The following is a 25449-nucleotide window of genomic DNA, read 5'->3' as shown; positions in this document are numbered from 1 at the left end:
GCGGCTATCAGAACGAGGCTGCCCTCACCATGAGCCGCTTCGTGCCAGATCCCGTCTCCGGCAAGCCTTACGCGCGCATGTACCGGACGGGCGATCTGGGCCGTTATCTGGCGGACGGGACGATCGAGTATTTCGGTCGCAACGGCATCCGAAGGTCGGGAAGTGGCCGCTTCGGCAAGCCCTGCAGCAGCACGGGCGCAAGAATGGCGTGCGTGACGCGTTCACGTTCGAACAAGCGATGCAGCATGTCGGGATCGCGTCGAGCGTCTTCCGTTGCGATGACCAACGTGCCGCCGTGGAGCAGGGCGATGAAGATCTCCAGCACGCTCGCATCGAAATTTGTCGACGCGACGAGTGTGCTGATGCATCCGGGGGCATATTCGAGAAGCGGCGCGGCGCCATCGATCATCCGCACCACGCTGTGATGCTCGATCAGCACGCCCTTGGGCTTGCCTGTGGAGCCGGAGGTGTGAATGACATAAGCGAGCGTCTCGGGCGCGACCGTCGGCAGTGCGCGCGGCATGTCCGATCTATCATGCGTAAGTTCGTCGGCATCGACGCATTGCAGATGCGCGAGATCCGCGGCGGCGAGTCCTGCGCGACCTTGCTCATCCGCGATGCATGCAGTCAGCGAGCAGTTCGCAGCGAAGTGCCGCAGCCGCTCGGCTGGATAGGCAGGATCGAGTGGAACGTATGCGCAGCCTGCTTTGAGTACGCCCATGATTGCGGCGACCAGAAGTGGCCCCTTCGCCATGGAAAGACCGACGCATGACCCCGCCGGGAGGCGTGCGAGCAGTTGCTGCGCGATCCGGTCGCTGAGCGCGTCGAGTTCGTCATAGTGCAGGGTTTGATCGTTGAATCGAATGGCAATGTGCTTGCCGAAGCGCGCGACGACCGATGCGAACCGCGCCGGTATCGAAGTCGGCGCTTCGTTCATCGGCGTACCGTGCGAATAGCCGCATACGAGCGCGCGCTGGCGCTCGCTCAGATACGATAGTTCTCCGACCAGTGCATCGGGTTCGTTTGCTGCGGCGTCGATCAGCGTCGCGAGCACTTCGGTCATGCGTTCGGCCGTTTGCGGCTCGATGAGCGATCCATCGAATTCCAGGCGGCCGTCGATTCCGCCCTGCGAATTCGTATAGAAGATCGCGGAGATATCGGCTTTGGAAGTACCTGAAGGCAACTCTTCGACGGTGACGGTTCCGTCGCCGATGCGTCCATTCAGATCGATTCCGCTTTGCAGACTGAAAAGCGTGTTGACCGCACCGATATCCGCGACACCCGCCTCATACGGCGTAGCCAGCAGATGGTCGCGATCCGCGAGCATTTGCGCCTGCATGGCCGAGACGAGATCTCCAAAAGGTTCGCGCGGATCGATGCGCATGGTCATGACGGCCATGGACACCAGCATGCCGTAAAGCGACTCACTGCCGGGAACGTCGCGTCCGGCCTGCGGGTAGCCGCTTGCGAGCGTGGTTTGATCGGTCAGACGCCACAGCCACATCAGGTGCAGCGCAAAGAGCACCGGCGAGAGCGTGGTGTTGCGCGCCTGCGCGATACGTCGCAGCTTGTCGGTCTGCTCGCGCGTCAGCTGCATCGTCAACGCGCGATTGGCGTTCGGCGCGCGCGTGCTGGCGTCGAATGGCAAATCGACGCGCAGTGGCACGCCCGCGAGCTTGTCCGACCAGTACGCCCGGGCGCGGGCCACCGGCTGCGAGTCCCGTATGCGCGACATCCACGCGCAGTAATCGAACCAGTTCAGCGCGCGATCATCGAGCGGCTTCCCCTCGTAGAGCGCCGCAAGTTCCTCGAGGAGCAACTTCAGCGACCAGCCGTCGAACAGTGCGTGATGGATCGTGAAGAGCATCGTGCTCACACCGCTTTCGGTGTCGAGCAGCATGCGCGCATGCCAGGCCGGCGCTTCCGCCAGCCGAATGGGTGAGGCGAGGCAGGCGTCGAGTTGCGCATCGATGCTTTCCGCAGTCGCGCTTTCGAGCGGGATCGGCACGTTCCCAGCGGCGGCCGGCATCAGCCGAACGCCGCCATCGATGTCCGCCAGGCGTGCGCGGAACAGCGGATCGCGCGCGAATAGCCGCGTGAGCGCCGCGTGCAGCGCAAGGGGATTCACTTCGCGGCTGAAATCGGCACGCACGACGATGTTGTACGCGTTATCCGCGGGGTCATGGCGGGCTCGGTGAACGATTGCCTGCGCGATGCCGCTCATGACCGGCACGCCGCTTTGCGCCTCGACATCGGGGATGAGAGGCGGCAATGCATCGTGGTCGTCGAGCCCTTCGCGAAGCACGCGGCAGAACGCGTCGAACGCTGGATGCGCGAGCAGAAGTCCGGGCTTCACGTTCGCGCCGAGCGCTTCACCGATGCGTTTGCACGCCAGCGTGGCGAGCAGGGAGTGCCCGCCCGCATCGAGAAAATGGCTGCGTTCGTCGATGGATTCGACGGGCACATCCAGGGTGACGGCCCACGCGGTTTGGACCGCGCGCTCGAGCGTATCGAAGTCGCGCCCGGCCGCGTGCGCTGACGATGCGTTGGGTGCCGGCAGCCGCGTGCGATCCACCTTGCCATTCAAATTGAGCGGCCAGGCATCGACGGGAACGAGAAACGCCGGAACCATGTACGACGGCAGACGCGTTTCGAGGCGTCGCCGCAACTCCGTGGGCGCCAGTCCGCTCGCGCCGTACCATGCGACGAGCGCGATATTTCCCTGATGGGCGCACGTGCCGATGCAAACCGCGTTCACCTCGGGTTGAGCCGCGATGACATGCTCGACCTCGGAGATTTCGATGCGATAGCCGCGCACCTTCACCTGGAAATCGTTGCGGCCCAGAAATTCGATATCGCCATTCGGCAGAAAGCGGCCGAGATCGCCGGAGCGATAGATGCGTCCAGCGCCGTCAGCGTCGTCGATGAACTTCTGCGCGGTCAACTCCGGGCGCCGCAGATAACCCCGCGCGACCGACGGACCGCCGATGCAAATCTCCCCGATCCCGCCGAGCGGCACACCGCGCCCCTGCGCATCGAGCAGATGAATGGCATAGCCCGGCAGCGGGCGTCCCAGCTCATTCGCGAGCTTGCGCCCGCCGAACGTGTTTTCCGTCGCAAGCACGGTGGCCTCGGTCGGGCCGTAGATGTTCGATAGGCGCACCACAGCGGACCAGAACCGGACCGTGTCGTCGTCGCTGGCTTCGCCGCCGCACAGAATCGTCTTCAGATCCGGCAGTGGACGACGCGGCAGCAGCCGCAGCACCGCGGGCGGGAGAAACGCATGCGTGATGCGCTCGTTGTTGAGAAACTGGAACATCGCGGGCGGGTCTGCCCGAACCGAGTCGGGCGCGACAATCAGATGTCCGCCGTGCGTCAGCGGGTTGAAGATCTCCAGCACGCTCGCATCGAAATTGACCGACGCGAATTGCAGCCAGCGGGAGCCCGGCCCACGGTCATAACGCCCGTCGAGCGATGCGATCATGTGCGCGAGCATGCCGCGTTCGATCACGACGCCCTTCGGCTGGCCCGTGGTGCCGGACGTGTAGATGACGTACGCAGCATGTCTCGGATCGGCGTCGCGGCATAGCGCCGTGACAGCCGTGCCGTGCTCTGCCGGCGCGAGCATGTCTTCGATACGAAGCACCGGGCATTCGAACGTGCCGCGCACGCGGGCTTCGCTGGCGGCGTCGGTGATGACGGCGGCGAGCTTCGCATCGGCCGCCATGAAGCGCAGGCGCTGTTCGGGCATCAGCGGGTCGAGCGGCACATAGCCTGCGTTCGCCGCCAATACACCGAAGATTGCAGGCACGATGCGCGCGCCGCGCGCGACGCAAATGCCGACCAGCGCGTCCGCCGTGACATGCGGCGTGAGGGCATCCGCGATTCGCGCGGCCCCGCGAGCGACTTCCGAATAAGTGAAACACGCATCGGGGCCGCTCACGGCAAGCGTGTCGGCATGTCGGCGCGCGATGTCGTCGAACTGCGCGAGCACGTCGCGCGGCGGGATGGCGAGCGCCGCGCCGTGCGACCATTCCCGCCGGCGCGAAGCCAGCTCGGAGGTATCGAAGTCGAGCTGAGCGACGGGGGTGTCGAGTTGCGCCGCGAAACTCGCCAGCAACGCCACATAATGCTCGAGCGCAAGGGCGAGCCCGTGCGCGGATTCCCGATGACGCACGTTCACGTCGAGCGAAATCGCATCGTCCAAGCGCATATAGATGGCCGTATCCTCGCGTTCGGGCCTGCGGCAGAAGCGCGCGAGGAACGTGCATGCGTGGCCGTCCAGGCGAAGTGCGCCATACGGCATGGTCTCGCGCTCGATGAGCACGGTCGTGGCACGGTCATACTCCTGATGTACGCGCCTGAGTTCGTCGAGCACGTCGCCCGCGGGAATATTCGCGTGAAAATCGGCCAATGCGAATCTGGACCTGGCTTGCAGGAGAAACTGCCGAAGTGTCATGCCCTCTTCGAAATCGCTGCGGATGAAGCGCACGCGTTCGTCGTAGCCGATCTGTCCAAGAGACTGCCGCTGGCCACGTCGATGGTGCGCCGTGACGACTACGGATTGACGCGCAAGCTTCTGCAACAGTACGTGAAGCGCCGCTTGCAGCAAAAACTCGATGCTCAGGCCAAGTGCGCGGGCTTGCTCGCGAATTTCTCCTGACAGCGCCTTGCCGAGCGACACGGTGAAGCTCGATTCGCCTGTTTCGCCTTCGATCGAAGGCGGCTGCCATGCGAACGCGCCATCGCCCAGTTCGCGCACCCAGAATGCGAGGTCGCGGCGCCACTGCTCCGGTTCGAGCGACGCACGCTCGGCGTCGAGCATGGCGTGCTGGTCGAGGCTGATATCGGCGGGCAAGGCGTCGTGGTTGTATGCGTGGGAAATCGCCGCGAACAATGGCTCAAGCGAGAAACGATCGAGCAAGCCCTCGTGACAGGCGAACACCAGAAAGCTTTGGGTCTTGCCGAGAAGCAGCGTGATGGACCAGGGCGCGCCCGCGTCCATGCGGAACGGCTGTGCGCAAAGGGTTTCGATGATGGGTGTCGCGCTGACTTCGTCTGCGTGCGCGATGTCGATGATCTCGAGTTCGGCGAGCGCTGTCTCGTGAAGCAGATAGCGCGGCCCATCCTCGCCACGCACCATGCGCCAGCGCAAGGGTTTGCAGTGCTGTGCGATCAGCGTGACTGCCTGCGTGAGACGCTCGCCATCCGGGGTGCCTGTGAGACGAAATACCGCGCTCAGATTGTGAACTTCGGCCGAGGGCCCCGCGGCGCGGGACTGAGTGCGAGAAAGTGAAAGTATGTCAAATTTCATTCTTTACCTCATTATTTTTGAACTACTAAGCAAATCATCTACACGTATAGAATCAGTCAATGAAATTGACCGCGCACTTCTCTTCTATCGTCGATCGGTAATTCGCATTACTACTGATACCGTCGATGCTTATAAGTTCATCGCAATAAAGAGAGTTCGCAGCGCTCGCGCTTTATCTCGGAGTTGTCGGATTAACTACTGGCAGGCGATTGCAGGGTTTGGCAGGAAATCGACGGATTCCCGTGACGCCGATCACCCGTTTCGGGAGATCGACATTAGTGTGATTCGCCGCGTCGCGTCGACTAAAAATATGAAGAAAGATAACCTGAGTGGCGCGAAGTTCAGCGGTTTTTTGTTCTTGTAATTTTCATACGGAACAACGCGCCGGCCACATGCGGGGCGCAAAAGGCGGCTAAGCCTTCGCGATCCTTTCCATGATGCGCTCGGGATGTTTGCTCGCGGCGAAGCCGTGGCGCGCATAGAGCCCGTGCGCGTCGGATGTGACGAGCATCATGCGGCGCAATCCTTGCAGATCGGGATGCGCCATCACGCATTGCATCATCCATTTGCCGAGGCCCGCGCCCTGGTGCCCGGGCAGCACGAAGACATCGGCGAGATAGGCGAAGGTCGCGGTGTCGGTGATCATGCGCGCATAGCCGATCTGCGCGTTGCCGCGAAAAAGCCCGAACGCGAGCGAGTGGCGCGCGGCTCGCTCGACCTTTTCGCGCGCGATGCCGGGCGACCAGTACGCCACTTCGCTCAGGTAACGATGCACGACATCGAAGTCGAATTCATCGATGTCGGTGCTCAGCCGATAGTCGTCCCGGGTCCACTGCATCGCGTCGCTCCATGTGCGTCATGAAGCGACGAGAATAGGCGATCGACGCGCCGTGCTCCATGCACACTTTGCGTCTGTCAGTGTCAGTGCACGTTGTAGATGCGGCCGGTTTCCGCGCCTTCGACGCTGCGGCTGTACGCGAGCGCCACGCGCGCGCCGCTCGCGGCCTCGAAACCGCGGAAGTACGGGCCGAAGCTTTCGCGCGCTTCCTCCAGCATCGTCGGGCTGACGACGTTGATGCGCAGGCCGCGCGGCAACTCGATCGCCGCGCCGCGCACGAAACCTTCGATCGCGCCGTTGACCGCCGCCGCGCTCGCGCCGTCCCGGATCGGCGCCGCGCCGACAATGCCGCTCGTCAGCGTGAACGAGCCGCCGTCGTTCAGATGATCACGCGCGGTGAGCACGAGATTGACCTGTCCCATCAGCTTGTCGTCGAGACCGCGGCGGAATTGCTCGGGCGTCATCTCCACGAGCGGCCCGAAGTGCACATGGCCGGCTGCCGCGACGATCGCATCGACGCGGCCGATTTCTTCGAAAAGCCGCTGGATGCTGTTCGGATCGAGCAGATCGACGCGATGCGCGCCGCGCGTCGCGCCGATCTCGAAGACTTCATGACGGGACTTCAGTTCGGCGGCGACCGCCCGGCCGACCGTACCGGTGGCGCCGATGACAGCGATTTTCATGATTGGCTCGCACAGTTTGCGTTGAGGGAATGTCAGCCATTGTGCGGGCGCGCGCGGGCGCGAAAAAGATGCGCCCGCTTCAAGGATTGCAAACGGCGGGTTTCGAATGACTAGACGGACACCGCGCGCGCGGGCATCGGCGAAAGCAGATACAGCGATGCCGCGAACTTGCAGACGAGTCCCGCTCCGCAGATGAACGCGCCTGCCGGGAACGCGTGCCATTGCAGCGCGAGCGTCGGCGCGACGAGCGCGACGGACACGAACCCGAGCGCGACGGCGAGCCAGCGCGCCCATTGCAGCCGCGACGCAACGCACACGTAAAGCAGGCCGACCAGCACGCGCGAGGTGATCGACGCCGCCAGCGGATGGCTCGACGCGTCGCCAGGAAGGCCGATCGCGAGCGTCAGCGCGAACTCGGCCCACGACAGCGCGTAGGCCGCGCCGAGGCAGGCAATCGCAGAGGTGAAGCGCTGTTCGGGGGTGACTACATGGCGCGCGCCCGGTTGCAGTTGCGCGGCTTCGCCGGAATCTTGCGGGTAATTGTCGTATGCGTGGATCGTCGTCATCTGGCCTTTCCCCTTTGATCGCTTGCAGTGCGTTTTGTCGGCCGCGCTCGTTTTTTGTTGCGATGCGGCGCTTCGTTGGCGGTGTCACTGCGCATACGCCGTGCCTGCTCCGAGGAACGCGCGTTGCTTCCAGTTTATGCCGATAAACCAGCGACCAAAAGGAGCCCGCGATGAACAACGTCAAAGAGCAGCATCCTCACTCGGAGCGTGATGAAGACGATCTCGACAAGGCCGTCGAAGACACGTTTCCCGCCAGCGATCCGCCCGCGACCGGCGGCGTAACGCGCATCGAAACGGACGATAAGAAAGACGAAAAGAAGTGATCTGAATGCGCGTTGAAACAAGAGAGCCGCATATTCGATGCGGCTCTTTGCTTATGATGATTCAACCGCGTTCCAGCTCGAACAATCGCGACGGCCGCATATGATTGAGCGCGTAGTGCTTGCGCCCGCGCAAGGTATGGCCGTGTGGATCGCGTCCCTCGAAGCGCACCTTGTCTTCGATCTCGGGCACCGTCGGCGCGACCATGCCGTGATCGATCAGCCGATAACCCCGCTCGAGCGCGAGCAACACGCCGTTGCGTCCGGGACGGCTGTCGAAGCCGCCGAGGCCATCGCCCGGCTCCGCCACGTAGTTCACCCGCGTTGCGTTCGAATTGATGACGGCGTCCGGCTCGCGCGCGCGCATCTCGGCTTCGCGTCGTGCGTGGATGTTCTTCATATCGGCATCGACGGTGTCGTCGGGTCCGTCATCGTTGGCGACATCGATACCGCGCGGCGCTTTCTCATAGAGGCCCTGCGGACCGACATGCTTGTTGGCTTCAGCGTTGCTCATCGCGTGCTCCGTTGATCTGAACCGACCCACCGCTACGCAAGACTCATTCCGGATATTTGGCGACGGAACCGCGAGCCTTGCCTGAGGGCGCCTCGCCGCACAGCGAAAATTTCGGCCATTTTTTTCGACCCCAAGCCGTTTTCCTGCAAGTATTATTTGGAACCTGTCGGCGGCAAAGCGCAAGGCGGGACGCGAACAATCAGGAGGGCGCGTTTCACGTTGCCGTCGAAGAAGAGCAATGCGATTCGAACGAGCAGGGCACTTTCACACAGGTGACTCATGCAACACGATGCAGCCTTTTCACATCGAGGCTACCTTCTGAACTGCGCGCCCGCCCGGGCCGGAGATGGCAGCTATCAGCCGTATGTGGTGATCTCGCGATCGAGCGATGGCGAGCTCGTCGCGAACCGCTTCTTTCCGTCGGACCTGCGATTTCGCGACGCAGAGGCCGCCATCGCGCACGCGCGCGATTGGGCCGTGCGCTGGATCGACGCCAGTAACGTAACGGCGTGAGCGATGTGCGGATGAACATCGCGAACCCGGGCGCGCGAGGCGCCGGGCGGCAGGCTTCGCGAAAACCGGTTAATCTTGACGTTTGACCCGTTGCGCAAGGCGCGGCGGCCGCTTCTCTTGCTTCATCGCCGACATGCAGAACACGCCCACGCCTGGATCCATACCGCCGCTCGAACCCTCTCGCGAAACATCACGCGACACGCCTCAGGAATGGGGCCTTGCCCGCATCGTGGCGGACTTGCGTCAGTCGCGCGAAGAGTTGCATCGCACGCGGCATCCGCTCGGCATCCGCGAGCTGCCTTCACGCGATGCGATCGTCAGGATCGTCAACGGTCTGCGTTCCGCGCTGTTTCCCACGCATTACGGCGCGCCCGATCTGACCGACGAAAGCGTCGATTACTACGTCGGCCAGACGCTCGAAAGCAACTTGCGCCTGCTGCGCGAGCAGATTCGCCGCGCGTTGCGCTTCCTGCCCGAGCATCGCGATACGAGCGAAGCCGAACTCGCCGCGCAGGCCTTCGCGGTCGCGCGCGAATTCGGCTCGCAGTTGCCGCAGATTCGCGCGCTGCTCGTGAGCGATATTCAGGCGGCGTTCACCGGCGATCCGGCCGCGCAGCACATCACCGAAATTCTGCTGTGCTATCCCGGCATCTGGGCGATGACGCATCATCGTCTCGCGCACGCGCTGCACAAGCTCGGCGTGCCGTTGCTCGCGCGCTTCATCAACGAAATCGCGCATTCGCTGACGGGCATCGACATTCACCCGGGCGCGACGATCGGGCCGAGCTTCTTCATCGATCACGGCACGGGCGTCGTGATCGGCGAGACGGCGGTGATCGGCCAGCATGTGCGTGTCTATCAGGCCGTGACGCTCGGCGCGAAGAGCTTTCCTTCGACCAGCGATGGCGCGCTCGTGAAGGGCAACGCGCGGCATCCTGTCGTCGAGGACGATGTCGTCATCTATGCGGGCGCGACCATTCTCGGCCGCGTGACCATCGGCAAGGGTTCGGTGATCGGCGGCAATGTGTGGCTCACGCACAGCGTGCCGCCAGGCAGCAACGTGTCGCAGGGCAAGATCCGCGAGGGCAGCGGGCCGGATGTGCCAGGCAACGGATTCGGTGCATGAAATGACGAAAGGGCCGCGAGGCCCTTTCTGTCGTTACGTTCTTTACGTATTCGATACGCTGAACGCGCTCGCATTGCCGACGATGGATAGAAACTCGCGCCGCGTCGATGGATCGTCGCGAAACGATCCGAGCATGCGCGACGTGACCATCGCGACGCCCGCCTTGTGCACGCCGCGCGTCGACATGCATTGATGCGCGGCTTCGAGAATCACGCCGACGCCGATCGGCTGAAGCACTTCGTTCAGCGTATCGGCGATCTGCGCGGTCATCTTCTCCTGAATCTGCAGCCGCTTGGCGAATGCATCGACGAGGCGCGCGAGCTTCGAAATGCCGACCACGCGTTTGTTCGGCAGATACGCAACATGCGCGCGGCCGATGATCGGCACCATGTGATGCTCGCAATAGCTTTCGAAACGAATGTCCTTCAGGACGATCATCTCGTCATAACCCTGCACTTCGGAAAACGTGCGCGCAAGGATCTCGTGCGGATTCTGATCGTAGCCCGCGAAAAACTCCTCGTAGGCGCGCACGACGCGGCCCGGGGTGTCGAGCAGTCCCTCGCGCCTCGGGTCGTCGCCGGCCCAGCGCAAGAGAACGCGCACGGCGGCTTCGGCTTCCTCGCGGGTCGGACGATCGGCTTGTTCAGCAGGCATGTCCGAGCCTGAAAGATGGTTTTTGCGCGGGGCGCTCATCGAAAACTCCTGTCAGTCAAGATGCAATCAATGCGTTCTGCATCCCGCTATTGTTTCACGTTTCCGATGGTCGATATGAATGTCAGGTCTTTCCGCCTCCATCGATACCCGAACCCGTTCGCCAGACGCGCTTGCCTTCCTCCGACAACTGGCCGCTACTATGGTCCTTGTCGGGTTCCGTGCCGGGCTCGGCCATCGACCCGCCCGGCTGTTCCTGCGAAGGTTGCGCCTTGCCCTTACGCTGCGCGATGCGGTCTTCCTGAGAACGTCCGGCGTAGTTGCTCATGGTGCGTCTCCTTTCGAATTGATGCGATGAAAGGTGCGCAAGCGGCGTTCCAGCCGGACGATGCGCTCACGCGGGCTTGTGCTCGACGCCGCCCAGCACCATCCACGAGACGCCGAACTTGTCGGCGACCATGCCGAAGCGCTTGGCGAAGAAGGTTTGCGTCATCGGCATCTGCACCTGGCCGCCGTTGGACAGCGCGTTGAAGTACTTTTCCGCTTGCTGTTCGTCGTTGGCCGTGAGCGAAAGCGATACGCCCTTGAACTCCGGCTTGCCGCTGCACATGCCGTCGGACGCCATCAGCATTGAATCGCCGATGGTGAAGGCCACATGCATGATCTTGTTTTCCGATCCCGGCGGAAGGCTGCATCCGCTGGCCGTTTCAGCCTTGCCGGCTTCCGGATTTTCGCTGAAGCGCATCATCATGACGACTTGCGCGCCCAGATTCTCGCGATAAAACGTGATCGCCTCTTCGCAGCGGCCTTCGAAAAACAGATAGGGTTGCACTTGCATGTCTGCTCCTTGCGTTATGACTTTTCGTCGGGGTCCATATCCATCATGAGCGGCACCGATGCGTGTTCGTGCACGACACGCCAGTCGCCGTCGATCTTCCTGAAGCACACGGTGGCGCGCACGATGTCCTCCTGCTCGCCCACGGCGACGCGATTGACGGAGTGCGCGTAAGCCAGATCGCCGCTCGCGGCGACTTCCACTTCCCGCATCTCGAACGTGAGCGGGCCTTTCATGCTGTCGAACCAGCGCCGCCAGTTCTCGCGATAATGCTCGACGCCCTTGATCGATGCCGGCGGCACGACATCGAACACGACGACATCCGGCGCGTAATGACTGACGAGCGCGCCGACGTCTTTCGCGAGCACCGCCTGCCGCCACGCTTCGATCAGTTCACGGATGCGCGCGACATCGTCTGGTCCGGTCATGATTGCCTCCTTGCACGTATTGGAAACGATGCCGCCGCGTCGTGACAAAGCAACGACAAACGCCGATGAACAATTATTTTTGAGTTTGTGTACACCGTCCACAAAAAGTAGCAGAGATAATGGACAGTGTCCACATCTGGAAAGCCCGACGAATCAAAATGACAAATGGCAAGCCGCGCAGCACCTACCGACATGGCGACCTGCGCCGCGCGCTGATCGATGCGGGTATCGAGCTGGCGCGCGAAGGCGGACCGGATGCGATCGTGCTCCGCGAAGCGACGCGCCGCGCGGGCGTCGTGCCGAACGCAGCCTATCGTCACTTCGAAAGCCGTCTGGAATTGCTATCGGCGGTGCGTTCGGCGGCGCTGTCGCGGGTGGCGCAGGCAATGGAAGAGGAGTTGGCCGCGCGCCCGAAAAAGCGCCGCCGCGCCGATGCGGCGCGCGCGGGATTGCGAGCCATCGGCGCGGGCTACCTGCGCTTTGCGCAAAAGGAAACCGGGCTCTTTCGCACGGCGTTCGCCGCGCCTCAGCGCGAGTGGGGCGAACACGACGCGTCTTACGGCGCCGGACCGAGCGGACTCGATCCGTTCGAGTTGCTGAGCCGTGCGCTGGACGACATGGTGGAGGCGGGCGCGCTCGATGCGAAGCGGCGGCCCGAGGCTGAATATCTCGCGTGGAGCGCGGTGCATGGCTTTGCGCTGCTCGTGATCGAGGGGCCGTTGCAGGGTCTTGCGCGCGCGCAGATCGAACCGCTTGCCGAACGTCTGCTCGATATGGTCGACAGCGGGCTTTGAGCGGTTGAGTTTCGGCTGGTACCCGTCGCCCGCAGCGGCGCGATTCGTCTGCTTATTTCGACCGGTCCGCTATCGGCTCGACCACGCTCAAGAGCAGCAGCAGGCACAAGGTCGCCGTTCCGACCATGTAGAGAAAGACCGCGGTCCAGCTATAGCTGTCGAGCAGGAAGCCGACCGCGAGCGGCGCGCATGCGCCGCCGATCTGCCCCACCGAATTCACGATGCCGAACGCGGTCGGATACGTCGACTTGGTGGCGAGTCCCATCGGATACGCCGAGTAACCCGCGAAGCCGATACCCAGCATGAGACCCGCCATGATCAGCGCCGCGCCGAGGTAAGCGACGCTGTCGGGCGCGTCGATCAGCAGGAACGTCATGATCATCGTGCCGAGCGCGCCGAGCATCATCATCGGCTTGCGGCGGCCGCCGAGCAGGCGATCCGAGATGATGCCGCCGAGCATGTTGCCCGTCACCGCGCCGATGAAAGGCGCCGACGCGAGAAAGCCCATCTTCACCGAAGCGAAGCCTTTCACCGTGATGAGATACGTGGGAATCCACGAGATGAAGATGTTGCTGATGCCGATCATGCAGCCATAACCCAGCGCGATGCCGAAGATGTTCCACGAGCCGAACACCTGGCGAATCGTCTCCAGTTGCGGCACGCGCTTCGTGCGATTGATCGCGTCGAGCCGAGGCATCGGCGTCATGCGCGCGCGGGTGAACGACTTGCCGCCGTTGCTGTCGACGGTCGCTTCATCGGCGATATAGCGGCGCTCGGCGGGCGAGCAGAAGCGGTTCTCGCCGGGCGAATTCGTCACGAACATCAACCAGACGAGCGCGAGGATAATGCCCGGAATCGCGAACACATAGAAGATCTCGCGCCATCCCCACAAGTGGATCACGATGAGGCACACCGAAGGCACGATCAGCGGCCCGAGCTTCGACGCGGCGATCCACAGACCCGTTGCGGTGCCTTTTTCCTTCGCGGGAAACCAGCGATTGATCACGTTCGTGCAGCCGATGCCGAGCGGTCCTTCCGACAGCCCGAGCCCCACGCGATACGTCATCAGCAGAAACACCGACGATGTCGTGCCCATCAGGCCCGTGAACACCGAAGTCAGGATCATGAAGACGGAGAACAGCAAGCCTGTGGTCTTTTCGCTGAGCCGTTTATAGAGGAGGCCGACAGGAATCTGCACGAAGCCATACGCGAAGGAAAACAGGCTCACGATGAGCCCCGCTTCGGTATTGGTGATGTGATATTCCTTCTTCAGATACGGCAGCGCAATGCCGAAATTGGCGCGATCCGCGCACGCGATGGCCCAGATGCAGAAGATCAGTCCCATCACGATCCAGCGATGTTTCGTGCGCTTCTCGGCGATGGGTTCCGCGTTCGAGGAAGCGATGATGCCGTCGGCGTTGCTGGTAGGGCGCAGGCTCACGCTGTTGTCTCCGATGTCATTTTTCAAGGCTTTATTGTTGATATGCCTTCTGATGCTTCGAATTGTGGGGATGGCCCGCAACAGCGTCCAATCTTTTATTGCTATTACCTGATTCCCGGATTGAATCGATCGCAAGCGTTATCGACACTGGTTCGATTCGTGGATCAATTGATAGCCTTTTGGGATTGGACGCGACCGGCAGAAGCAGACATCATCCGCTCCACATCGAAAACGAAACCCACGGAGCACGCGAATTGAAGCCGAGCATTCTGCAACTGAACCCCATCCTCGTACCGGCCATCAATGAGAAACTGGATGCGCTCTACACGATGCATCGCCTGTTCGAAAAGGACGATAAGGACGCGTATATCGGCGAGCACGGCGCGTCGATTCGCGGCGTGATCACCGGCGGGCATACGGGCATTCTGAACGATCTGATCGAGCGCTTGCCCGCGTTGCAGGTGATCGCGGTGAACGGTGTCGGCACCGATGCGGTCGATCTCGAGTTCGCGCGTTCGCGCGGCATTCCGGTGACGGGCACTTTCGGCGCGTTGACTGAGGACGTGGCCGATCTCGCGATCGGTTTGATCCTGACCGTGCTGCGTGAGATCTGCCCCGGCAACGACTTCGTGAAGACCGGCAAATGGGTGAAGAACCCGAGCCCGAGCGCGATTCCGTTGGCGCGCCGTTTCAGCGGCAAGCGCGTGGGCATCGTGGGGCTCGGCAAGGTCGGTCGCGCGATCGCGCAGCGCGCCGCCGCATTCGCCTGCCCGATCGCCTATACGGACGTGCGCACGATCGACGGCGTCGACTATCGCTTCGTGCCGGATCTGCTGTCGCTCGCCCGCGAAAGCGACATCCTGATTCTTGCAGCGGCGGCCGACAAGGCGAAGGGCATCGTGAACGCCGCCGTGCTCGATGCATTGGGCAAGGATGGCTATCTCATCAACATCGCGCGCGGCAAGCTCGTGGTGGAAAGCGATCTCGTCGAAGCACTCTCGCGCGGTGCGATCGCGGGCGCGGGGCTCGACGTGTTCGTCGATGAACCCAATGTGCCCGTCGAACTGTTCGACATGGATCGCGTCGTGCTGCAGGCGCATCGCGCGAGCGCGACGGTGGAATCGCGCACGGCGATGGGCGAGATGGTGCTCGCGAGTCTTGCGCAAGGTCTCGCGGGACACCGTCCCGAAGGCAGCCTGACGACATAAACGCGGCTTCAACGCGCCCGGGGCGAACATATAATGATCGGCTATCACTTCAACGTCGATTACGAATGCTCGATCTCGGACAAGTGCGTTGCTTTGTCGCCGCCGCCACGGAGCTGAATTTCAGGCGCGCGGCGGCATTGCTCCACATGACGCAGCCGCCGCTTTCCAGACAGATTCATCTGCTGGAAGAGAACCTGGGCGTGCAGCTTTTCGAACGCGTCGGCCGCGCGGTCAAGCTGACGACCGAAGGGCGCGTGTTTCTCGCGGATGCAACGCGTCTGCTCAATCTCTCCGAGCAGGCGGAAAGCGCGGTCAGGCGCGCGAGCAAGGGCAAGACCGGGCGGGTGCGAATCGGCTTCACGGGCGCGGCGGGCTACGAGTTGATACCCGAGTTGCTCGTCGCGGCGAAGCGTGATCTGCCGGATATCGATGTCGTGTTGCTGGAGATGATCTCGGTCGCGCAGATCGAAGGCTTCGAAGCGAACGCGATCGACCTCGGCTTCATGCGGCCGCTGCCGTCGCGTCAGAAAGTGGAGTTCCTTCTTGTCGATCGCGAGCCGATGATCGTCGCGCTGCCCGCGAAACACGAACTGTGCCGCTTCGAACAACTCGAACTCGCGCAGTTGCACGAGCAGGCGTTCATCATGCATTCGCCCACGCACGGCAAATACTTCCACGATCGCATCATGAGCATGCTCGTCGCCGATGAAGTGAGGCCGCATTTCACGCAATACATCGATCAGACGCCGACCATTCTGTCGCTCGTGCGCGCGGGCCTGGGCGTGTCGATTCTTCCGGCATCGTCGCAACGGTTTCATTACGACAATGTCGAGTTCAGGGACATCGCCGGCAATACCGTTCAGGCGGAAATGAGCATGGCGTGGCGCACGGATCAGGACAATCCCGCCGTCACGGCCTTCCGGCACATGGCGGCGGAATACTTCGTCAAGCGGCGTGCGTGATCGCGTGTGATGTCGCGTCGAGCGCGGCCTTGGCCTTCTCGACGATCTCGTCGATTTCGTCATGCTTGACAACGAGCGGCGGCGACAGCAACATGCGATCGTGACTCGCGCGCATCACGAGATTGCCCGCAAAGCAGAAATCGCGGCACAGGGTGCCGATATCGTCGCCATTGGCGAAGCGCTTTCTCGTCACACGATCAACGGCCAACTGAATGCCCGCGACGAGCCCCACGCCCGCAATCTCTCCGACAATCGGATGGTCGCCCAGCGCGTCGCGCAAGCGCTGTTGAAAGTACGGGCCTGCATCGTTCTTCACGCGCGCCACGATGCCTTCGTCTCGCAGCAGCTTCAGATTCGCCACGGCGACAGCGGCAGCGACGGGATGCCCCGAATACGTGAAGCCGTGATTGAACTCGCCGCTGTTCACGATCGCGTCCGCGATGGTGTCCGATAGCGCGACCGCGCCCATCGGCACATAGCCGCTCGTGAGACCCTTGGCCATCGTGATGACATCCGGCTCGAAGCCGAAGTGCCGATGCGCGAACCATTCGCCCGTGCGCCCGAAGCCACCGATCACTTCATCGGCGATCAGCAATACATCATGCTTGCGGCAGATACGCTCGATCTCCGGCCAATAGCTCGCTGGCGGAAAGATCACGCCGCCCGCGCCCTGAAACGGCTCGCCGATGAACGCCGCAACGTTCTCCGCGCCGAGCTCGATGATCTTTTCTTCGAGCTGGCGGGCACGCGCGAGCCCGAACGCGTCCGCGCTCATCGCGCCGCCTTCGCCAAACCAGTAGGGCTGATCGATATGCGCGACGTGCTCCATCTTCGACGGCATCTGCTCGTGCATGTAGCTCATGCCGCCGAGCGTGGCGCCCGCGATGGTCGAGCCGTGATAGGCGTTCGTGCGCGCGATCACATGACGCTTCTTCGGCTTGCCTTGCACGGCCCAGTAGCGATGCACCGCCCGCAGCGCCGTATCGTTCGCCTCCGAGCCGCTGTTGCAATAGAGAAAGCGATTGAATCGCGCGGGCGCGAGTTCCGCGAGCAAGGCGGAGAGTTCGATCACCGGCGGATGTGTCGTCTTGAAGAAGGTGTTGTAGTAGGGCAGCGTCTGCATCTGCTTCAGCGCGGCATCCGCGAGTTCGCGGCGTCCATAGCCCACGTTCACGCACCACAAACCAGCCATGCCGTCGATGATGCGATTGCCGTCCGAGTCCCACAAATAAACGCCTTCGGCCTTCACGATCACGCGGCTGCCCGCGCGATTGAGCGCGCCCATGTCGGAGAACGGATGCAGATGATACGCGGCATCGAGCGCGCGGTATTGAGCTGTCGAATCGATTCGATCGTTCATGTCGTCTTCTCCCGATATCAGACGTGCAATAAGAGATGCTTGCGTTCCCACGAACTGATCACGCGGAAGAACGCTTCATATTCGGTTTCCTTCAGCGCGAGAAACGCGCGCACGAACTTCTCGCCGAACATCTCGGCGAGCGGCTCGCAGGCGCCCATCAGCGTGAGGCCTTCTTCGAGATTGCGCGGCAGCTGATACGGCTGGCGATAGCCGTCGCTTGCAAGCGGCTCGGTCGGTTCGAGATGCTGCGTCATGCCGAGATAACCGGCGGCCAGCGTCGCCGCGATCGCGAGATACGGGTTGCAGTCGACGCCCGGTATGCGATTCTCGATGCGCCGCGCCTGTGGCGACGAATGCGGCACGCGAAAGCCCACGGTGCGATTGTCGTAGCCCCATTGCACGTTGATCGGCGCGGCCATGAAGCGCGATAGCCGGCGATAAGAATTGATATACGGCGCGAAGATCGGCATGAGCGCGGGCGTGTATTTCTGCAAGCCCGCGATGTAGCTATAGAAAAGCCCGGTCGGTTCGCCTTCGCGATTGGTGAAGAGATTGCGCCCGGTCTCTTCATCGACGATGCTCTGATGCACGTGCATCGCCGAACCCGGCTCGGTTTCCATCGGCTTGGCCATGAAAGTCGCGTACATCTTGTGGCGCAGCGCCGCCTCGCGCACCGTGCGCTTGAAGAGAAACACGCGGTCCGCGAGATTGAGCGCGTCGCCGTGCATGAAGTTGATTTCCATCTGCGCCGCGCCCACTTCGTGAATCAGCGTGTCGACTTCGAGTTCCTGCACTTCGCAATACTCGTAGATGTCTTCGAAGAGCGGATCGAACTCGTTGACCGCATCGATCGAATAGGCCTGACGTCCCGTTTCCGCGCGCCCGGTTCTGCCGACGGGCGGCTGCAACGGCAGGTCCGGATCGCGGTTCATGTCGACGAGAAAGAATTCGAGTTCGGGCGCGACGACCGGCCGCCAGCCCTTCGCCGCGAATTTCTGCAGCACTTGCCGCAATACGCGACGCGGCGAAATGGCGACGGGCGTGCCGTCGAAATGCACGCAGTCGTGGATGACCTGCGCGGTCGGATCGACGGCCCACGGGATCAGGCGGATCGTCGCGGGATCGGGCACGCACACCATGTCGGGATCGGTGACGCCGGTGAAGCTGCCGTCGACGGGATAGTCGCCCGTGACGGTCTGGATCATCACGGCTTGCGGCAGGCGCATCGATTCGCCCGATTCGAACTTGCTGCGCGGAATGATCTTGCCGCGCGCGGTGCCGGCCATATCGGGAATGATCGCTTCGATTTCGGTGATGCGATGTTTTCGGAGGAATTCGTCGATGCGTTCCATTGTCGTTCTCGTGTATTGAGCAGGCGCATGAGTCCACGGCCTTCGCGATGCATCGCGAAGGCGCAATGAAAAGGCGCGCGCATTCACGCGTGCGGACGCACGCGCGCGAACCAGTCAGCTAGCGAGGGGAAACGGGAGGAGGCGCTACGGCAGCAGTGACGCTGCGCCGACGCGTTGCACGGCGATGAACGCACGCGCAGAGACGACGTTGCGACGCCGCACGCAGCGGCGGGAAAGAACGGTCAGAACCGACAGGAAGCGGCGCCCGGAAGTCGTGCCGCAGCGATCGGCGCAGGAGCGATACACGCTCCGACAGGCCAGAGGGCTTTGGGCTTTCACGATAACACTCGTTTGGCGAATTGATTGGCAGGGCGACCGCCGGCGATGCAATGCCGACAATTGCCCTTCAACGAGGATATACGAGACATAAACGCCGTCAATACGTTTTTTCCAGCGGCGCACGCGAATGATTCGCGCCGCGCGAGCGTTTCGGAGTTCGTTGCGCAATTCATCGATAATGTCGGCTCTTTCGCTTCGAACGTCCACAGAGCCCGATGCTCTCCAACCTGCTCGTCCAACTCGTCAACGGCCTGGCCGATGCCTGTGCGCTCTTTCTCGTCGCGTCGGGCCTGTCGCTCATCTTCGGCGTCACGCGCATCGTCAACTTCGCGCATGGCTCGCTGTACATGCTCGGCGTGTATATCGCCTATAGCCTGACGAGCCGTTTCGGCGCGAGCGTGGCGGGTTTCTGGGCCTCGGTGGCGGGCGCGGCGCTCCTGGTCGGCGCGATCGGCGCGGCGATTGAAGTGGGCGTGCTGAGGCGCATCTATCGCGCGCCCGAACTCTTTCATCTGCTCGCCACCTTCGCGCTCGTGCTGATCATTCGCGATGCCGCGCTCTACGTGTGGGGACCGGAAGATCTGTTCGGCCCGCGCGCGCCGCATCTCGAAGGCGCGGTGCAGTTGCTCGGCCATGCGTTGCCCACTTACGATCTCGCGTTGATCGTCATCGGTCCGCTCGTGCTGCTCGCGCTCTGGTATGCGCTCACGCGCACGCGCTGGGGCACGCTGGTGCGCGCGGCGAGCGCGGATCGCGAGATGCTCGGCGCGCTCGGCGTCAATCAGGCGTGGCTATTCACCGGCGTGTTCTTCGTCGGCGCGTTGCTCGCGGGACTCGGCGGCGCGCTGCAGGTGCCGCGCATGTCGGCGAATCTGTCGCTCGATCTCGAAACCATCGGCAATGCGTTCGTCGTGGTCGTGGTCGGCGGCATGGGTTCGATTCCGGGCGCGTTCGTCGCCGCGTTGCTGATCGCGGAGATCAAGGCGATGTGCATCGGTATCGGGCACGTGTCGATCGGGGGCATCGACTTCTCGTTGTCGAAGTTCACGCTCGTCGCGGAGTTTGTCGTGATGGCCGTCGTGCTGGTGCTGCGTCCGTGGGGATTGTTCGGGCGCGCGCAGGCCATCGCCCGTTCCGCCGCGCCCGCCGATCAGCCTTTGCGGCCCGCCACGCGCACCATGAAGATCGGCGCGGCCGTCGTCGTGGCTGCGCTTGCGCTCGCGCCGCTCGCCGCCGATGCGTTTCCGTATCTGCCCGTGCTGCTGGTCGAGATCATGATTGCGGTGCTGTTCGCCGCGAGCCTGCACTTCATCATGGGACCGGGCGGCATGCACTCGTTCGGCCACGCGGCGTACTTCGGGCTGGGCGCATACGGCGCGGCCCTGTTTCTCAAGGTCTTCGCGTTGCCGATGGAAGCCGCGCTCGTGCTTGGTCCGCTTCTCGCGGGCATGGGCGCGCTCGTGTTCGGCTGGTTCTGCGTGCGTCTCTCCGGTGTGTATCTGGCGATGCTCACGCTCGCGTTCGCGCAGATCGTGTGGTCCGTCGTCTTTCAATGGGACGCGGTGACGGGCGGCAGCAACGGCATTCTGGGCATCTGGCCGTCGCCGTGGCTCGCATCGCCGGTCGCGTTCTACTACCTCACGCTCGGGTTCGCGGTGCTCGGCATCTGGCTGTTGCGCCGCATGCTGTTTTCGCCGCTGGGCTTCGCGATGCGCGCGGGCCGCGATTCGCCCTTGCGCGCCGAAGCGATCGGCGTGAACGTCGCGCGCGTGCAGTGGGCCGCGTTCGTCGTCGCATCGCTCGTGTGCGGGCTGGCGGGTTCGCTCTACGCATTCTCGAAGGGCAACATCTCGCCCGAAGTCATCAGCGTGGGCCGCTCGGTCGATGGCCTCGTGATGGTCCTGCTCGGCGGCATTCAGACGCTGGCCGGACCGATCGTCGGCGCGAGCGTGTTCACCTGGTTGCAAGACACTGTCGCGCGACAGACCGACTACTGGCAGGCGCTGCTCGGCGCGGCGATTCTCGTGATGGTCATCGCGTTTCCGCAAGGCATTGCGGGCTTCGTGCGCGATCGATTCTTCCGGGAGGCGCAATGACGATACTGCTGTCCATCGCGCATCTCTCGAAGTCTTTCGACGGCGTGCAGGCGGTCGACGACGTATCGTTCGATCTCGAAGCGGGGCGCCTGCTCGCGCTGATCGGCCCGAACGGCGCGGGTAAATCGACGTGCTTCAACATGATCAACGGACAGCTCCGGCCGAGCGCAGGCTCGATCCGTTTCGACGGACGCGACATCGCCGGCATGCGCCCGCGCGACATCTGGCGGCTCGGCGTGGGCCGCACGTTTCAGATCGCCGCGACCTTCAATTCGATGACCGTGCTCGAAAACGTGCAGATGGCGCTGCTGTCGCGCGAGCGGCGCATCCATAGCCTGTTCGGGCGTGTCGCGTCATGGAAGGAAGATGAAGCGATGGCCTTGCTCGATCTCGTCGGCATGACCGCGCACGCGCGCCGCAGTTGCGCGGTGCTCGCATACGGCGACGTGAAGCGCGTCGAACTGGCGATCGCGCTGGCCAATCATCCGAGGCTTCTGTTGATGGACGAACCGACCGCGGGCATGGCGCCGCAGGAACGCAATGAACTGATGGCGCTGACCGCGCGTCTCTCGAAAGAGCGCAACATCGGCGTGCTGTTCACGGAGCACAGCATGGACGTGGTGTTCGCGCATGCAGACAGCCTGATCGTGCTCGCGCGCGGCCGTCTGATCGCACAAGGCGATGCCGAAGCCATCCGCAACGATGCGCGCGTACGCGAGGTCTATCTCGGCACGGGCGCGTCATTCGCGCCGCGTGCGGCTCTGGGCGCGGGAGCATCGTCATGACGCTGCTGAAAGTCGATGCGCTGAATGCGTTCTATGGCGGCGCGCAGATCCTGTTCGATGTCGGCTTCGAGGTGCAGCGCGGCGAAGTCGTCGCGCTGATGGGCCGCAACGGCGCAGGCAAGTCGACGACGATGAAAGCCGTGATGGGCCTTCTGCCGCGCATCTCGGGCGCGGTGTCGTTCATGGGCGAGAGCATTGCGGGCATGGCGCCGCATCGCATCGCGCGCAGGGGTTTGGGCTATGTGCCTGAAGATCGCCGCGTGTTCGGCGATCTGACCGTGATGGAGAATCTCGACACGGGCCGTCAGCCGCCGCGCGATGACGCGCCGTTGTGGACCCCCGAGAAGCTCTTTCGCGTGTTTCCGAATCTCGGTGAGATGCGCAACCGTCGCGCGAGCCGCATGAGCGGCGGCGAGCAGCAGATGCTGACCGTGTCGCGCACGCTGATGGGCAATCCGCGTCTCGTGCTGCTCGATGAACCATCGGAAGGCGTCGCGCCCGTGATCGTCGAGCAGATGGCCGATATGATTCTCGAACTGAAACGCGAAGGGCTCGCCATTCTGCTGTCCGAGCAGAACCTGCATTTCGCGCAACTCGTCAGTGACCGCGTTTATGTGCTGGAAAAAGGCCAGATACGCTATCGAGGCGCGATGAACGCATTCGCCAGCGACGATGCCGCGCGCCGCGAATTCCTTGGCGTATGAACGAATCACATCCAAACAGAGAGGACAGAACCCGATGACGCCACTGCGCTTAACCCTCGCCGCCATCGCAGCGAGCATCGCATTCGCCGCGCACGCCGACACCATCAAGATCGGCGAAATCAACAGCTACAAGGCGCAGCCCGCGTTTCTGCTGCCGTACAAGAACGGCTGGAATCTCGCGCTCGACGAGATCAACGCGGCGGGCGGCATCAACGGCAACAAGCTCGAAGTCGTCTCGCGCGACGACAACGGCAACCCCGGCGATACGGTTCGTGTCGCGCAGGAACTCGTCGCGCGCGAACAGGTGAAGCTGCTCTTCGGCGGCTTTCTGTCGAACACGGGACTCGCGCTCGCGGACTTTGCGAAGCAGCGGCACATCTTCTTCCTTGCGGCCGAGCCGCTCACCGACAAGATCGTCTGGCAGGACGGCAACAAATACACGTATCGGCTGCGTCCGTCGACGTACATGCAGGTCGCGATGCTCGTGCCCGAAGCCGCGAAGCTCAAGAAGAAACGCTGGGCGCTCGTCTATCCGAACTACGAGTATGGCCAGTCCGCGGCGGCCACCTTCAAGCGCCTGCTGAAGGCCGCGCAGCCGGATGTCGAATTCGTCATGGAACAGGCGACGCCGCTCGGCAACGTCGATGCGGGCGCCGTCACGCAGGCGCTCGCCGATGCCAAACCGGACGCCATCTTCAACGTGCTCTTCAGCGCCGATCTGGGCAAGTTCGTGCGCGAGGGCAATACGCGCGGTTTGTTCAAGGATCGCGCGGTCGTATCGTTGCTGACGGGCGAGCCGGATTATCTCGATCCGTTGGGCAAGGAAGCGCCGGTCGGCTGGATCGTGACGGGCTATCCGTGGTATTCGATCGATACGCCCGAGAACAAAAAATTCGTCGCTGCGTATGAGGCGAAGTATCACGACTATCCGCGTTTGGGCTCGGTCGTGGGCTATACGGCGATGATGTCGATCGCCAACGGCCTGAAAAAAGCCGCCTCGCCTGACGCCGACAAACTCGCCGCCGCATTCAAGGGCTTGACCGTCGATACGCCTTTCGGTCCGATCACTTATCGCAGGCAGGACAATCAATCGACGATGGGCGCCTATGTCGGCGTGACGGGGCTGAAGGACGGCAAGGGCGTGATGACGTCGTACCGCTATGTCGATGGCGCGAGCGTGCAGCCGTCAGATGACGAAGTGAAGAAGCTGCGTCCGGCGGAATAACGTCGTCAGGACTTCGGAAAGGGCTTGCTGACGAACTTCGATCCGGCGAGCCCGAAGCGCCACGGCACGTCGATCGCCTTGGTGATGCCGATGCGCGGCCCATGCACGATGGAAAACTTTTCCTCGGGCGGCTCGATATGAAACGGCGACTCCAGCAGCGACATGCCGTTGTTCCGATGCGTGATGCCGAGCGCCTGCGCGACACGGCCCGGCCCCGAGCAAAGCAATTTGAGCGGCTCCAGTCCGCGCCGCTCGCGCATCGCGTCGATGCCGACGAGCGGCTCGATTGCGCGAATCAGCACGCCCGCGCCGTGGCCCGCCTCGCGGCACACGAAGTTCAGGCACCAGTGGATGCCGTAGGAGCGATACACGTAGGCGTGCGCGGGCGGCCCGAACATTGCTGCATTGCGGGGCGTCGGACCGGAGAAGCTGTGCGACGCGGGGTCTTCGCGGTCATACGCTTCCGTTTCGACGATGCGGCCGCCGACCCCGTCGACGGTCACGATCGCGCCGATCAGGCGTTGCGCGACGATCTCGGACGGCGCATGAAAATCGATGGGCTTGGGCTTGCTGTTCATCAGCGGTATTCTAGCCGCGCCATGCCGACGCACTACAGTCAGGAGACGCCGAATGAAGACCTCGTGGTTTCTCAAGTTCTCGAATGCGCTCGCGCAGGTTGCGGGTCATGCATCGACCTTCGTCATCGCGGTGCTGCTCGTGATCGTCTGGGCGGTCTCGGGGCCGCTTTTTCACTTCAGCGATACCTGGCAACTCGTCATCAATACGTCGACGACCATCGTCACGTTCTTGATGGTGTTCCTGATTCAGAACACGCAGAATCGCGACACCGCGGCAATGCAGATCAAGCTCGACGAGCTCATTCGCGCGGTTGATAAGGCGCATAACGCGCTGCTCGATCTCGAGGAACTCGACGAAAAGGAACTCGCGGTGTTTCGCAAGCGCTATGAAAAGCTTGCGCAGGATGCGCGGGATAACTTGCGCTCGCCTAGTACCGATATAGAGATGCCTTCTTTTCCTCAAGACGATAAGCGTGATCGCTAAGCTTGCGCGGAAAGGCAGATTTTTAAACTTTGGGATATTTTCGTTGCGGGCTTTGCAAAGTGCGTGACAAAATCGCGTCAGGGAATGTAAGCTCGCATTCCACGATAGCGCGCCGTTCAGCCGTACTTTGCGAAGGCCTTCCCCTAAGCACCCGCAAACGTTCTCGCAAACTGCCCCGAAGAAGCGGCAACGATCCGCACGCATCCCGCCCGGTCAATAAAAAGCAAAATAGAAAAATTCCACGCCCTAAAGGTTTTCGAATTTCTGCCGATAAGGGCGCTCGCAGAGCATTTCTAAACCTTCAAAAGAGGCCATTTCTGGCCTTTAATTCGC

General features: G+C 62.7%; 26 protein-coding genes. 12 read left to right on the top strand and 14 right to left on the bottom strand.

What is annotated here, in order from left to right; genetic code table 11:
* Positions 1 to 103 precede the first annotated feature (103 nt).
* The gene (locus tag NK8_RS19740; protein ID WP_213229130.1) at positions 104 to 5314 is read right to left on the bottom strand and encodes a non-ribosomal peptide synthetase; all 5211 of its coding nucleotides are present in this window, start codon (positions 5312 to 5314) and stop codon (positions 104 to 106) included.
* On the opposite strand from NK8_RS19740, the gene NK8_RS19735 reads away from it, so the two are divergent.
* Complete coding sequence (locus tag NK8_RS19735; RefSeq protein ID WP_213229128.1) at positions 5301 to 5678, top strand: hypothetical protein; 378 nt, start codon at positions 5301 to 5303, stop codon at positions 5676 to 5678. The genes NK8_RS19740 and NK8_RS19735 overlap by 14 nt on opposite strands.
* Before the next feature lie 48 nt (positions 5679 to 5726).
* Here the strand turns inward: NK8_RS19735 and NK8_RS19730 are convergent, their stop codons facing one another.
* From NK8_RS19730 to NK8_RS19720, 3 genes are all read right to left on the bottom strand, one after another.
* On the bottom strand, positions 5727 to 6152 hold the full coding sequence (locus NK8_RS19730) for a GNAT family N-acetyltransferase (RefSeq protein WP_162067725.1): 426 nt from the start codon (positions 6150 to 6152) through the stop codon (positions 5727 to 5729).
* Positions 6153 to 6235: 83 nt separating this feature from the next.
* Positions 6236 to 6838 (bottom strand): short chain dehydrogenase, encoded by a 603-nt coding sequence (locus NK8_RS19725; protein ID WP_213230445.1) that lies wholly within the window; start codon positions 6836 to 6838, stop codon positions 6236 to 6238.
* Positions 6839 to 6945: 107 nt separating this feature from the next.
* A complete protein-coding gene (locus NK8_RS19720) occupies positions 6946 to 7401 on the bottom strand; it encodes a hypothetical protein (protein WP_213229126.1) in 456 nt (151 codons plus the stop codon).
* A gap of 170 nt (positions 7402 to 7571) precedes the next feature.
* Here NK8_RS19720 and NK8_RS19715 point away from each other — a divergent pair, with 170 nt between their 5' ends.
* Complete coding sequence (locus NK8_RS19715; RefSeq protein ID WP_174258074.1) at positions 7572 to 7724, top strand: hypothetical protein; 153 nt, start codon at positions 7572 to 7574, stop codon at positions 7722 to 7724.
* Between the two features lie 61 nt (positions 7725 to 7785).
* On the opposite strand, the gene NK8_RS19710 is transcribed toward NK8_RS19715, so the two are convergent.
* Positions 7786 to 8235 (bottom strand): DUF3005 domain-containing protein, encoded by a 450-nt coding sequence (locus NK8_RS19710; RefSeq protein WP_225936282.1) that lies wholly within the window; start codon positions 8233 to 8235, stop codon positions 7786 to 7788.
* A 279-nt stretch (positions 8236 to 8514) separates the two neighbouring features.
* Between NK8_RS19710 and NK8_RS19705 the strand changes: the two genes are divergently transcribed.
* Complete coding sequence (locus NK8_RS19705; protein ID WP_162067722.1) at positions 8515 to 8748, top strand: hypothetical protein; 234 nt, start codon at positions 8515 to 8517, stop codon at positions 8746 to 8748.
* A 133-nt stretch (positions 8749 to 8881) separates the two neighbouring features.
* The gene (gene epsC, locus NK8_RS19700; RefSeq protein ID WP_225936281.1) at positions 8882 to 9874 is read left to right on the top strand and encodes a serine O-acetyltransferase EpsC; all 993 of its coding nucleotides are present in this window, start codon (positions 8882 to 8884) and stop codon (positions 9872 to 9874) included.
* A 42-nt stretch (positions 9875 to 9916) separates the two neighbouring features.
* Here epsC and folE read toward each other — a convergent pair whose 3' ends face one another.
* From folE to NK8_RS19680, 4 genes are all read right to left on the bottom strand, one after another.
* Positions 9917 to 10567 (bottom strand): GTP cyclohydrolase I FolE, encoded by a 651-nt coding sequence (gene folE, locus NK8_RS19695; RefSeq protein WP_162067721.1) that lies wholly within the window; start codon positions 10565 to 10567, stop codon positions 9917 to 9919.
* Positions 10568 to 10649: 82 nt separating this feature from the next.
* On the bottom strand, positions 10650 to 10853 hold the full coding sequence (locus NK8_RS19690) for a hypothetical protein (RefSeq protein ID WP_061175417.1): 204 nt from the start codon (positions 10851 to 10853) through the stop codon (positions 10650 to 10652).
* Between the two features lie 66 nt (positions 10854 to 10919).
* Positions 10920 to 11363: a VOC family protein gene (locus NK8_RS19685; RefSeq protein ID WP_213229124.1), complete on the bottom strand. Its 444-nt coding sequence runs from the start codon at positions 11361 to 11363 to the stop codon at positions 10920 to 10922.
* 14 nt (positions 11364 to 11377) lie between these two features.
* On the bottom strand, positions 11378 to 11788 hold the full coding sequence (locus NK8_RS19680; RefSeq protein ID WP_061175529.1) for a nuclear transport factor 2 family protein: 411 nt from the start codon (positions 11786 to 11788) through the stop codon (positions 11378 to 11380).
* A gap of 158 nt (positions 11789 to 11946) precedes the next feature.
* On the opposite strand from NK8_RS19680, the gene NK8_RS19675 reads away from it, so the two are divergent.
* On the top strand, positions 11947 to 12582 hold the full coding sequence (locus NK8_RS19675) for a TetR/AcrR family transcriptional regulator (protein WP_213229122.1): 636 nt from the start codon (positions 11947 to 11949) through the stop codon (positions 12580 to 12582).
* Between the two features lie 52 nt (positions 12583 to 12634).
* On the opposite strand, the gene NK8_RS19670 is transcribed toward NK8_RS19675, so the two are convergent.
* Positions 12635 to 14023 (bottom strand): MFS transporter, encoded by a 1389-nt coding sequence (locus NK8_RS19670; protein WP_213229120.1) that lies wholly within the window; start codon positions 14021 to 14023, stop codon positions 12635 to 12637.
* Between the two features lie 254 nt (positions 14024 to 14277).
* On the opposite strand from NK8_RS19670, the gene NK8_RS19665 reads away from it, so the two are divergent.
* Positions 14278 to 15231 carry a 2-hydroxyacid dehydrogenase gene (locus NK8_RS19665; RefSeq protein ID WP_213229118.1) on the top strand — a complete coding sequence of 318 codons (954 nt, stop codon included), beginning with the start codon at positions 14278 to 14280 and terminating at the stop codon, positions 15229 to 15231.
* A 65-nt stretch (positions 15232 to 15296) separates the two neighbouring features.
* On the top strand, positions 15297 to 16193 hold the full coding sequence (locus tag NK8_RS19660; protein WP_213229116.1) for a LysR substrate-binding domain-containing protein: 897 nt from the start codon (positions 15297 to 15299) through the stop codon (positions 16191 to 16193).
* On the opposite strand, the gene NK8_RS19655 is transcribed toward NK8_RS19660, so the two are convergent.
* From NK8_RS19655 to NK8_RS42830, 3 genes are all read right to left on the bottom strand, one after another.
* Positions 16177 to 17553, bottom strand: coding sequence for an aspartate aminotransferase family protein (locus NK8_RS19655; RefSeq protein WP_213229114.1), 1377 nt, complete (start codon positions 17551 to 17553; stop codon positions 16177 to 16179). The genes NK8_RS19660 and NK8_RS19655 overlap by 17 nt on opposite strands.
* 17 nt (positions 17554 to 17570) lie before the next feature.
* The gene (locus NK8_RS19650; protein ID WP_213229112.1) at positions 17571 to 18905 is read right to left on the bottom strand and encodes a glutamine synthetase family protein; all 1335 of its coding nucleotides are present in this window, start codon (positions 18903 to 18905) and stop codon (positions 17571 to 17573) included.
* 144 nt (positions 18906 to 19049) lie between these two features.
* On the bottom strand, positions 19050 to 19451 hold the full coding sequence (locus NK8_RS42830; RefSeq protein ID WP_225936280.1) for a hypothetical protein: 402 nt from the start codon (positions 19449 to 19451) through the stop codon (positions 19050 to 19052).
* Between the two features lie 8 nt (positions 19452 to 19459).
* Here NK8_RS42830 and NK8_RS19640 point away from each other — a divergent pair, with 8 nt between their 5' ends.
* Genes NK8_RS19640 through NK8_RS19625 form a run of 4 tightly spaced genes read left to right on the top strand, consistent with a single transcriptional unit; the run spans position 19460 to position 24054 of the window.
* Positions 19460 to 21340 carry an ABC transporter permease gene (locus tag NK8_RS19640; RefSeq protein ID WP_213229110.1) on the top strand — a complete coding sequence of 627 codons (1881 nt, stop codon included), beginning with the start codon at positions 19460 to 19462 and terminating at the stop codon, positions 21338 to 21340.
* The gene (locus tag NK8_RS19635; RefSeq protein ID WP_213229108.1) at positions 21337 to 22125 is read left to right on the top strand and encodes an ABC transporter ATP-binding protein; all 789 of its coding nucleotides are present in this window, start codon (positions 21337 to 21339) and stop codon (positions 22123 to 22125) included. Before NK8_RS19640 ends, NK8_RS19635 begins: the two co-directional genes overlap by 4 nt.
* A complete protein-coding gene (locus NK8_RS19630) occupies positions 22116 to 22829 on the top strand; it encodes an ABC transporter ATP-binding protein (protein WP_213230440.1) in 714 nt (237 codons plus the stop codon). The genes NK8_RS19635 and NK8_RS19630 overlap by 10 nt, the downstream gene beginning before the upstream one ends.
* A gap of 34 nt (positions 22830 to 22863) precedes the next feature.
* Positions 22864 to 24054, top strand: a complete 1191-nt coding sequence (locus NK8_RS19625; RefSeq protein WP_213229107.1) for an ABC transporter substrate-binding protein — start codon at positions 22864 to 22866, stop codon at positions 24052 to 24054.
* 5 nt (positions 24055 to 24059) lie between these two features.
* On the opposite strand, the gene NK8_RS19620 is transcribed toward NK8_RS19625, so the two are convergent.
* Positions 24060 to 24632, bottom strand: coding sequence for a DNA-3-methyladenine glycosylase (locus tag NK8_RS19620; RefSeq protein WP_162067709.1), 573 nt, complete (start codon positions 24630 to 24632; stop codon positions 24060 to 24062).
* Positions 24633 to 24684: 52 nt separating this feature from the next.
* Between NK8_RS19620 and NK8_RS19615 the strand changes: the two genes are divergently transcribed.
* A complete protein-coding gene (locus NK8_RS19615) occupies positions 24685 to 25116 on the top strand; it encodes a low affinity iron permease family protein (protein ID WP_162067708.1) in 432 nt (143 codons plus the stop codon).
* The last annotated feature ends 333 nt before the right edge of the window (positions 25117 to 25449 follow it).

This window comes from Caballeronia sp. NK8 (genome assembly GCF_018408855.1).
Taxonomy (GTDB): Bacteria; Pseudomonadota; Gammaproteobacteria; order Burkholderiales; family Burkholderiaceae; genus Caballeronia.
This window is presented reverse-complemented; position numbering and strand designations above follow the sequence as displayed.

Bases quoted from the DNA above. Each gene is read 5' to 3' on its own strand.
- NK8_RS19735 (WP_213229128.1), top strand. From the start codon at position 5,301: ATGTCAAATTTCATTCTTTACCTCATTATTTTTGAACTACTAAGCAAA.
- NK8_RS19740 (WP_213229130.1), bottom strand. From the start codon at position 5,314: ATGAAATTTGACATACTTTCACTTTCTCGCACTCAGTCCCGCGCCGCG.
- NK8_RS19730 (WP_162067725.1), bottom strand. From the start codon at position 6,152: ATGCAGTGGACCCGGGACGACTATCGGCTGAGCACCGACATCGATGAA.
- NK8_RS19720 (WP_213229126.1), bottom strand. From the start codon at position 7,401: ATGACGACGATCCACGCATACGACAATTACCCGCAAGATTCCGGCGAA.
- NK8_RS19715 (WP_174258074.1), top strand. From the start codon at position 7,572: ATGAACAACGTCAAAGAGCAGCATCCTCACTCGGAGCGTGATGAAGAC.
- NK8_RS19710 (WP_225936282.1), bottom strand. From the start codon at position 8,235: ATGAGCAACGCTGAAGCCAACAAGCATGTCGGTCCGCAGGGCCTCTAT.
- NK8_RS19705 (WP_162067722.1), top strand. From the start codon at position 8,515: ATGCAACACGATGCAGCCTTTTCACATCGAGGCTACCTTCTGAACTGC.
- epsC (WP_225936281.1), top strand. From the start codon at position 8,882: ATGCAGAACACGCCCACGCCTGGATCCATACCGCCGCTCGAACCCTCT.
- folE (WP_162067721.1), bottom strand. From the start codon at position 10,567: ATGAGCGCCCCGCGCAAAAACCATCTTTCAGGCTCGGACATGCCTGCT.
- NK8_RS19690 (WP_061175417.1), bottom strand. From the start codon at position 10,853: ATGAGCAACTACGCCGGACGTTCTCAGGAAGACCGCATCGCGCAGCGT.
- NK8_RS19685 (WP_213229124.1), bottom strand. From the start codon at position 11,363: ATGCAAGTGCAACCCTATCTGTTTTTCGAAGGCCGCTGCGAAGAGGCG.
- NK8_RS19680 (WP_061175529.1), bottom strand. From the start codon at position 11,788: ATGACCGGACCAGACGATGTCGCGCGCATCCGTGAACTGATCGAAGCG.
- NK8_RS19675 (WP_213229122.1), top strand. From the start codon at position 11,947: ATGACAAATGGCAAGCCGCGCAGCACCTACCGACATGGCGACCTGCGC.
- NK8_RS19660 (WP_213229116.1), top strand. From the start codon at position 15,297: ATGCTCGATCTCGGACAAGTGCGTTGCTTTGTCGCCGCCGCCACGGAG.
- NK8_RS19655 (WP_213229114.1), bottom strand. From the start codon at position 17,553: ATGAACGATCGAATCGATTCGACAGCTCAATACCGCGCGCTCGATGCC.
- NK8_RS19650 (WP_213229112.1), bottom strand. From the start codon at position 18,905: ATGGAACGCATCGACGAATTCCTCCGAAAACATCGCATCACCGAAATC.
- NK8_RS19640 (WP_213229110.1), top strand. From the start codon at position 19,460: ATGCTCTCCAACCTGCTCGTCCAACTCGTCAACGGCCTGGCCGATGCC.
- NK8_RS19635 (WP_213229108.1), top strand. From the start codon at position 21,337: ATGACGATACTGCTGTCCATCGCGCATCTCTCGAAGTCTTTCGACGGC.
- NK8_RS19625 (WP_213229107.1), top strand. From the start codon at position 22,864: ATGACGCCACTGCGCTTAACCCTCGCCGCCATCGCAGCGAGCATCGCA.
- NK8_RS19620 (WP_162067709.1), bottom strand. From the start codon at position 24,632: ATGAACAGCAAGCCCAAGCCCATCGATTTTCATGCGCCGTCCGAGATC.
- NK8_RS19615 (WP_162067708.1), top strand. From the start codon at position 24,685: ATGAAGACCTCGTGGTTTCTCAAGTTCTCGAATGCGCTCGCGCAGGTT.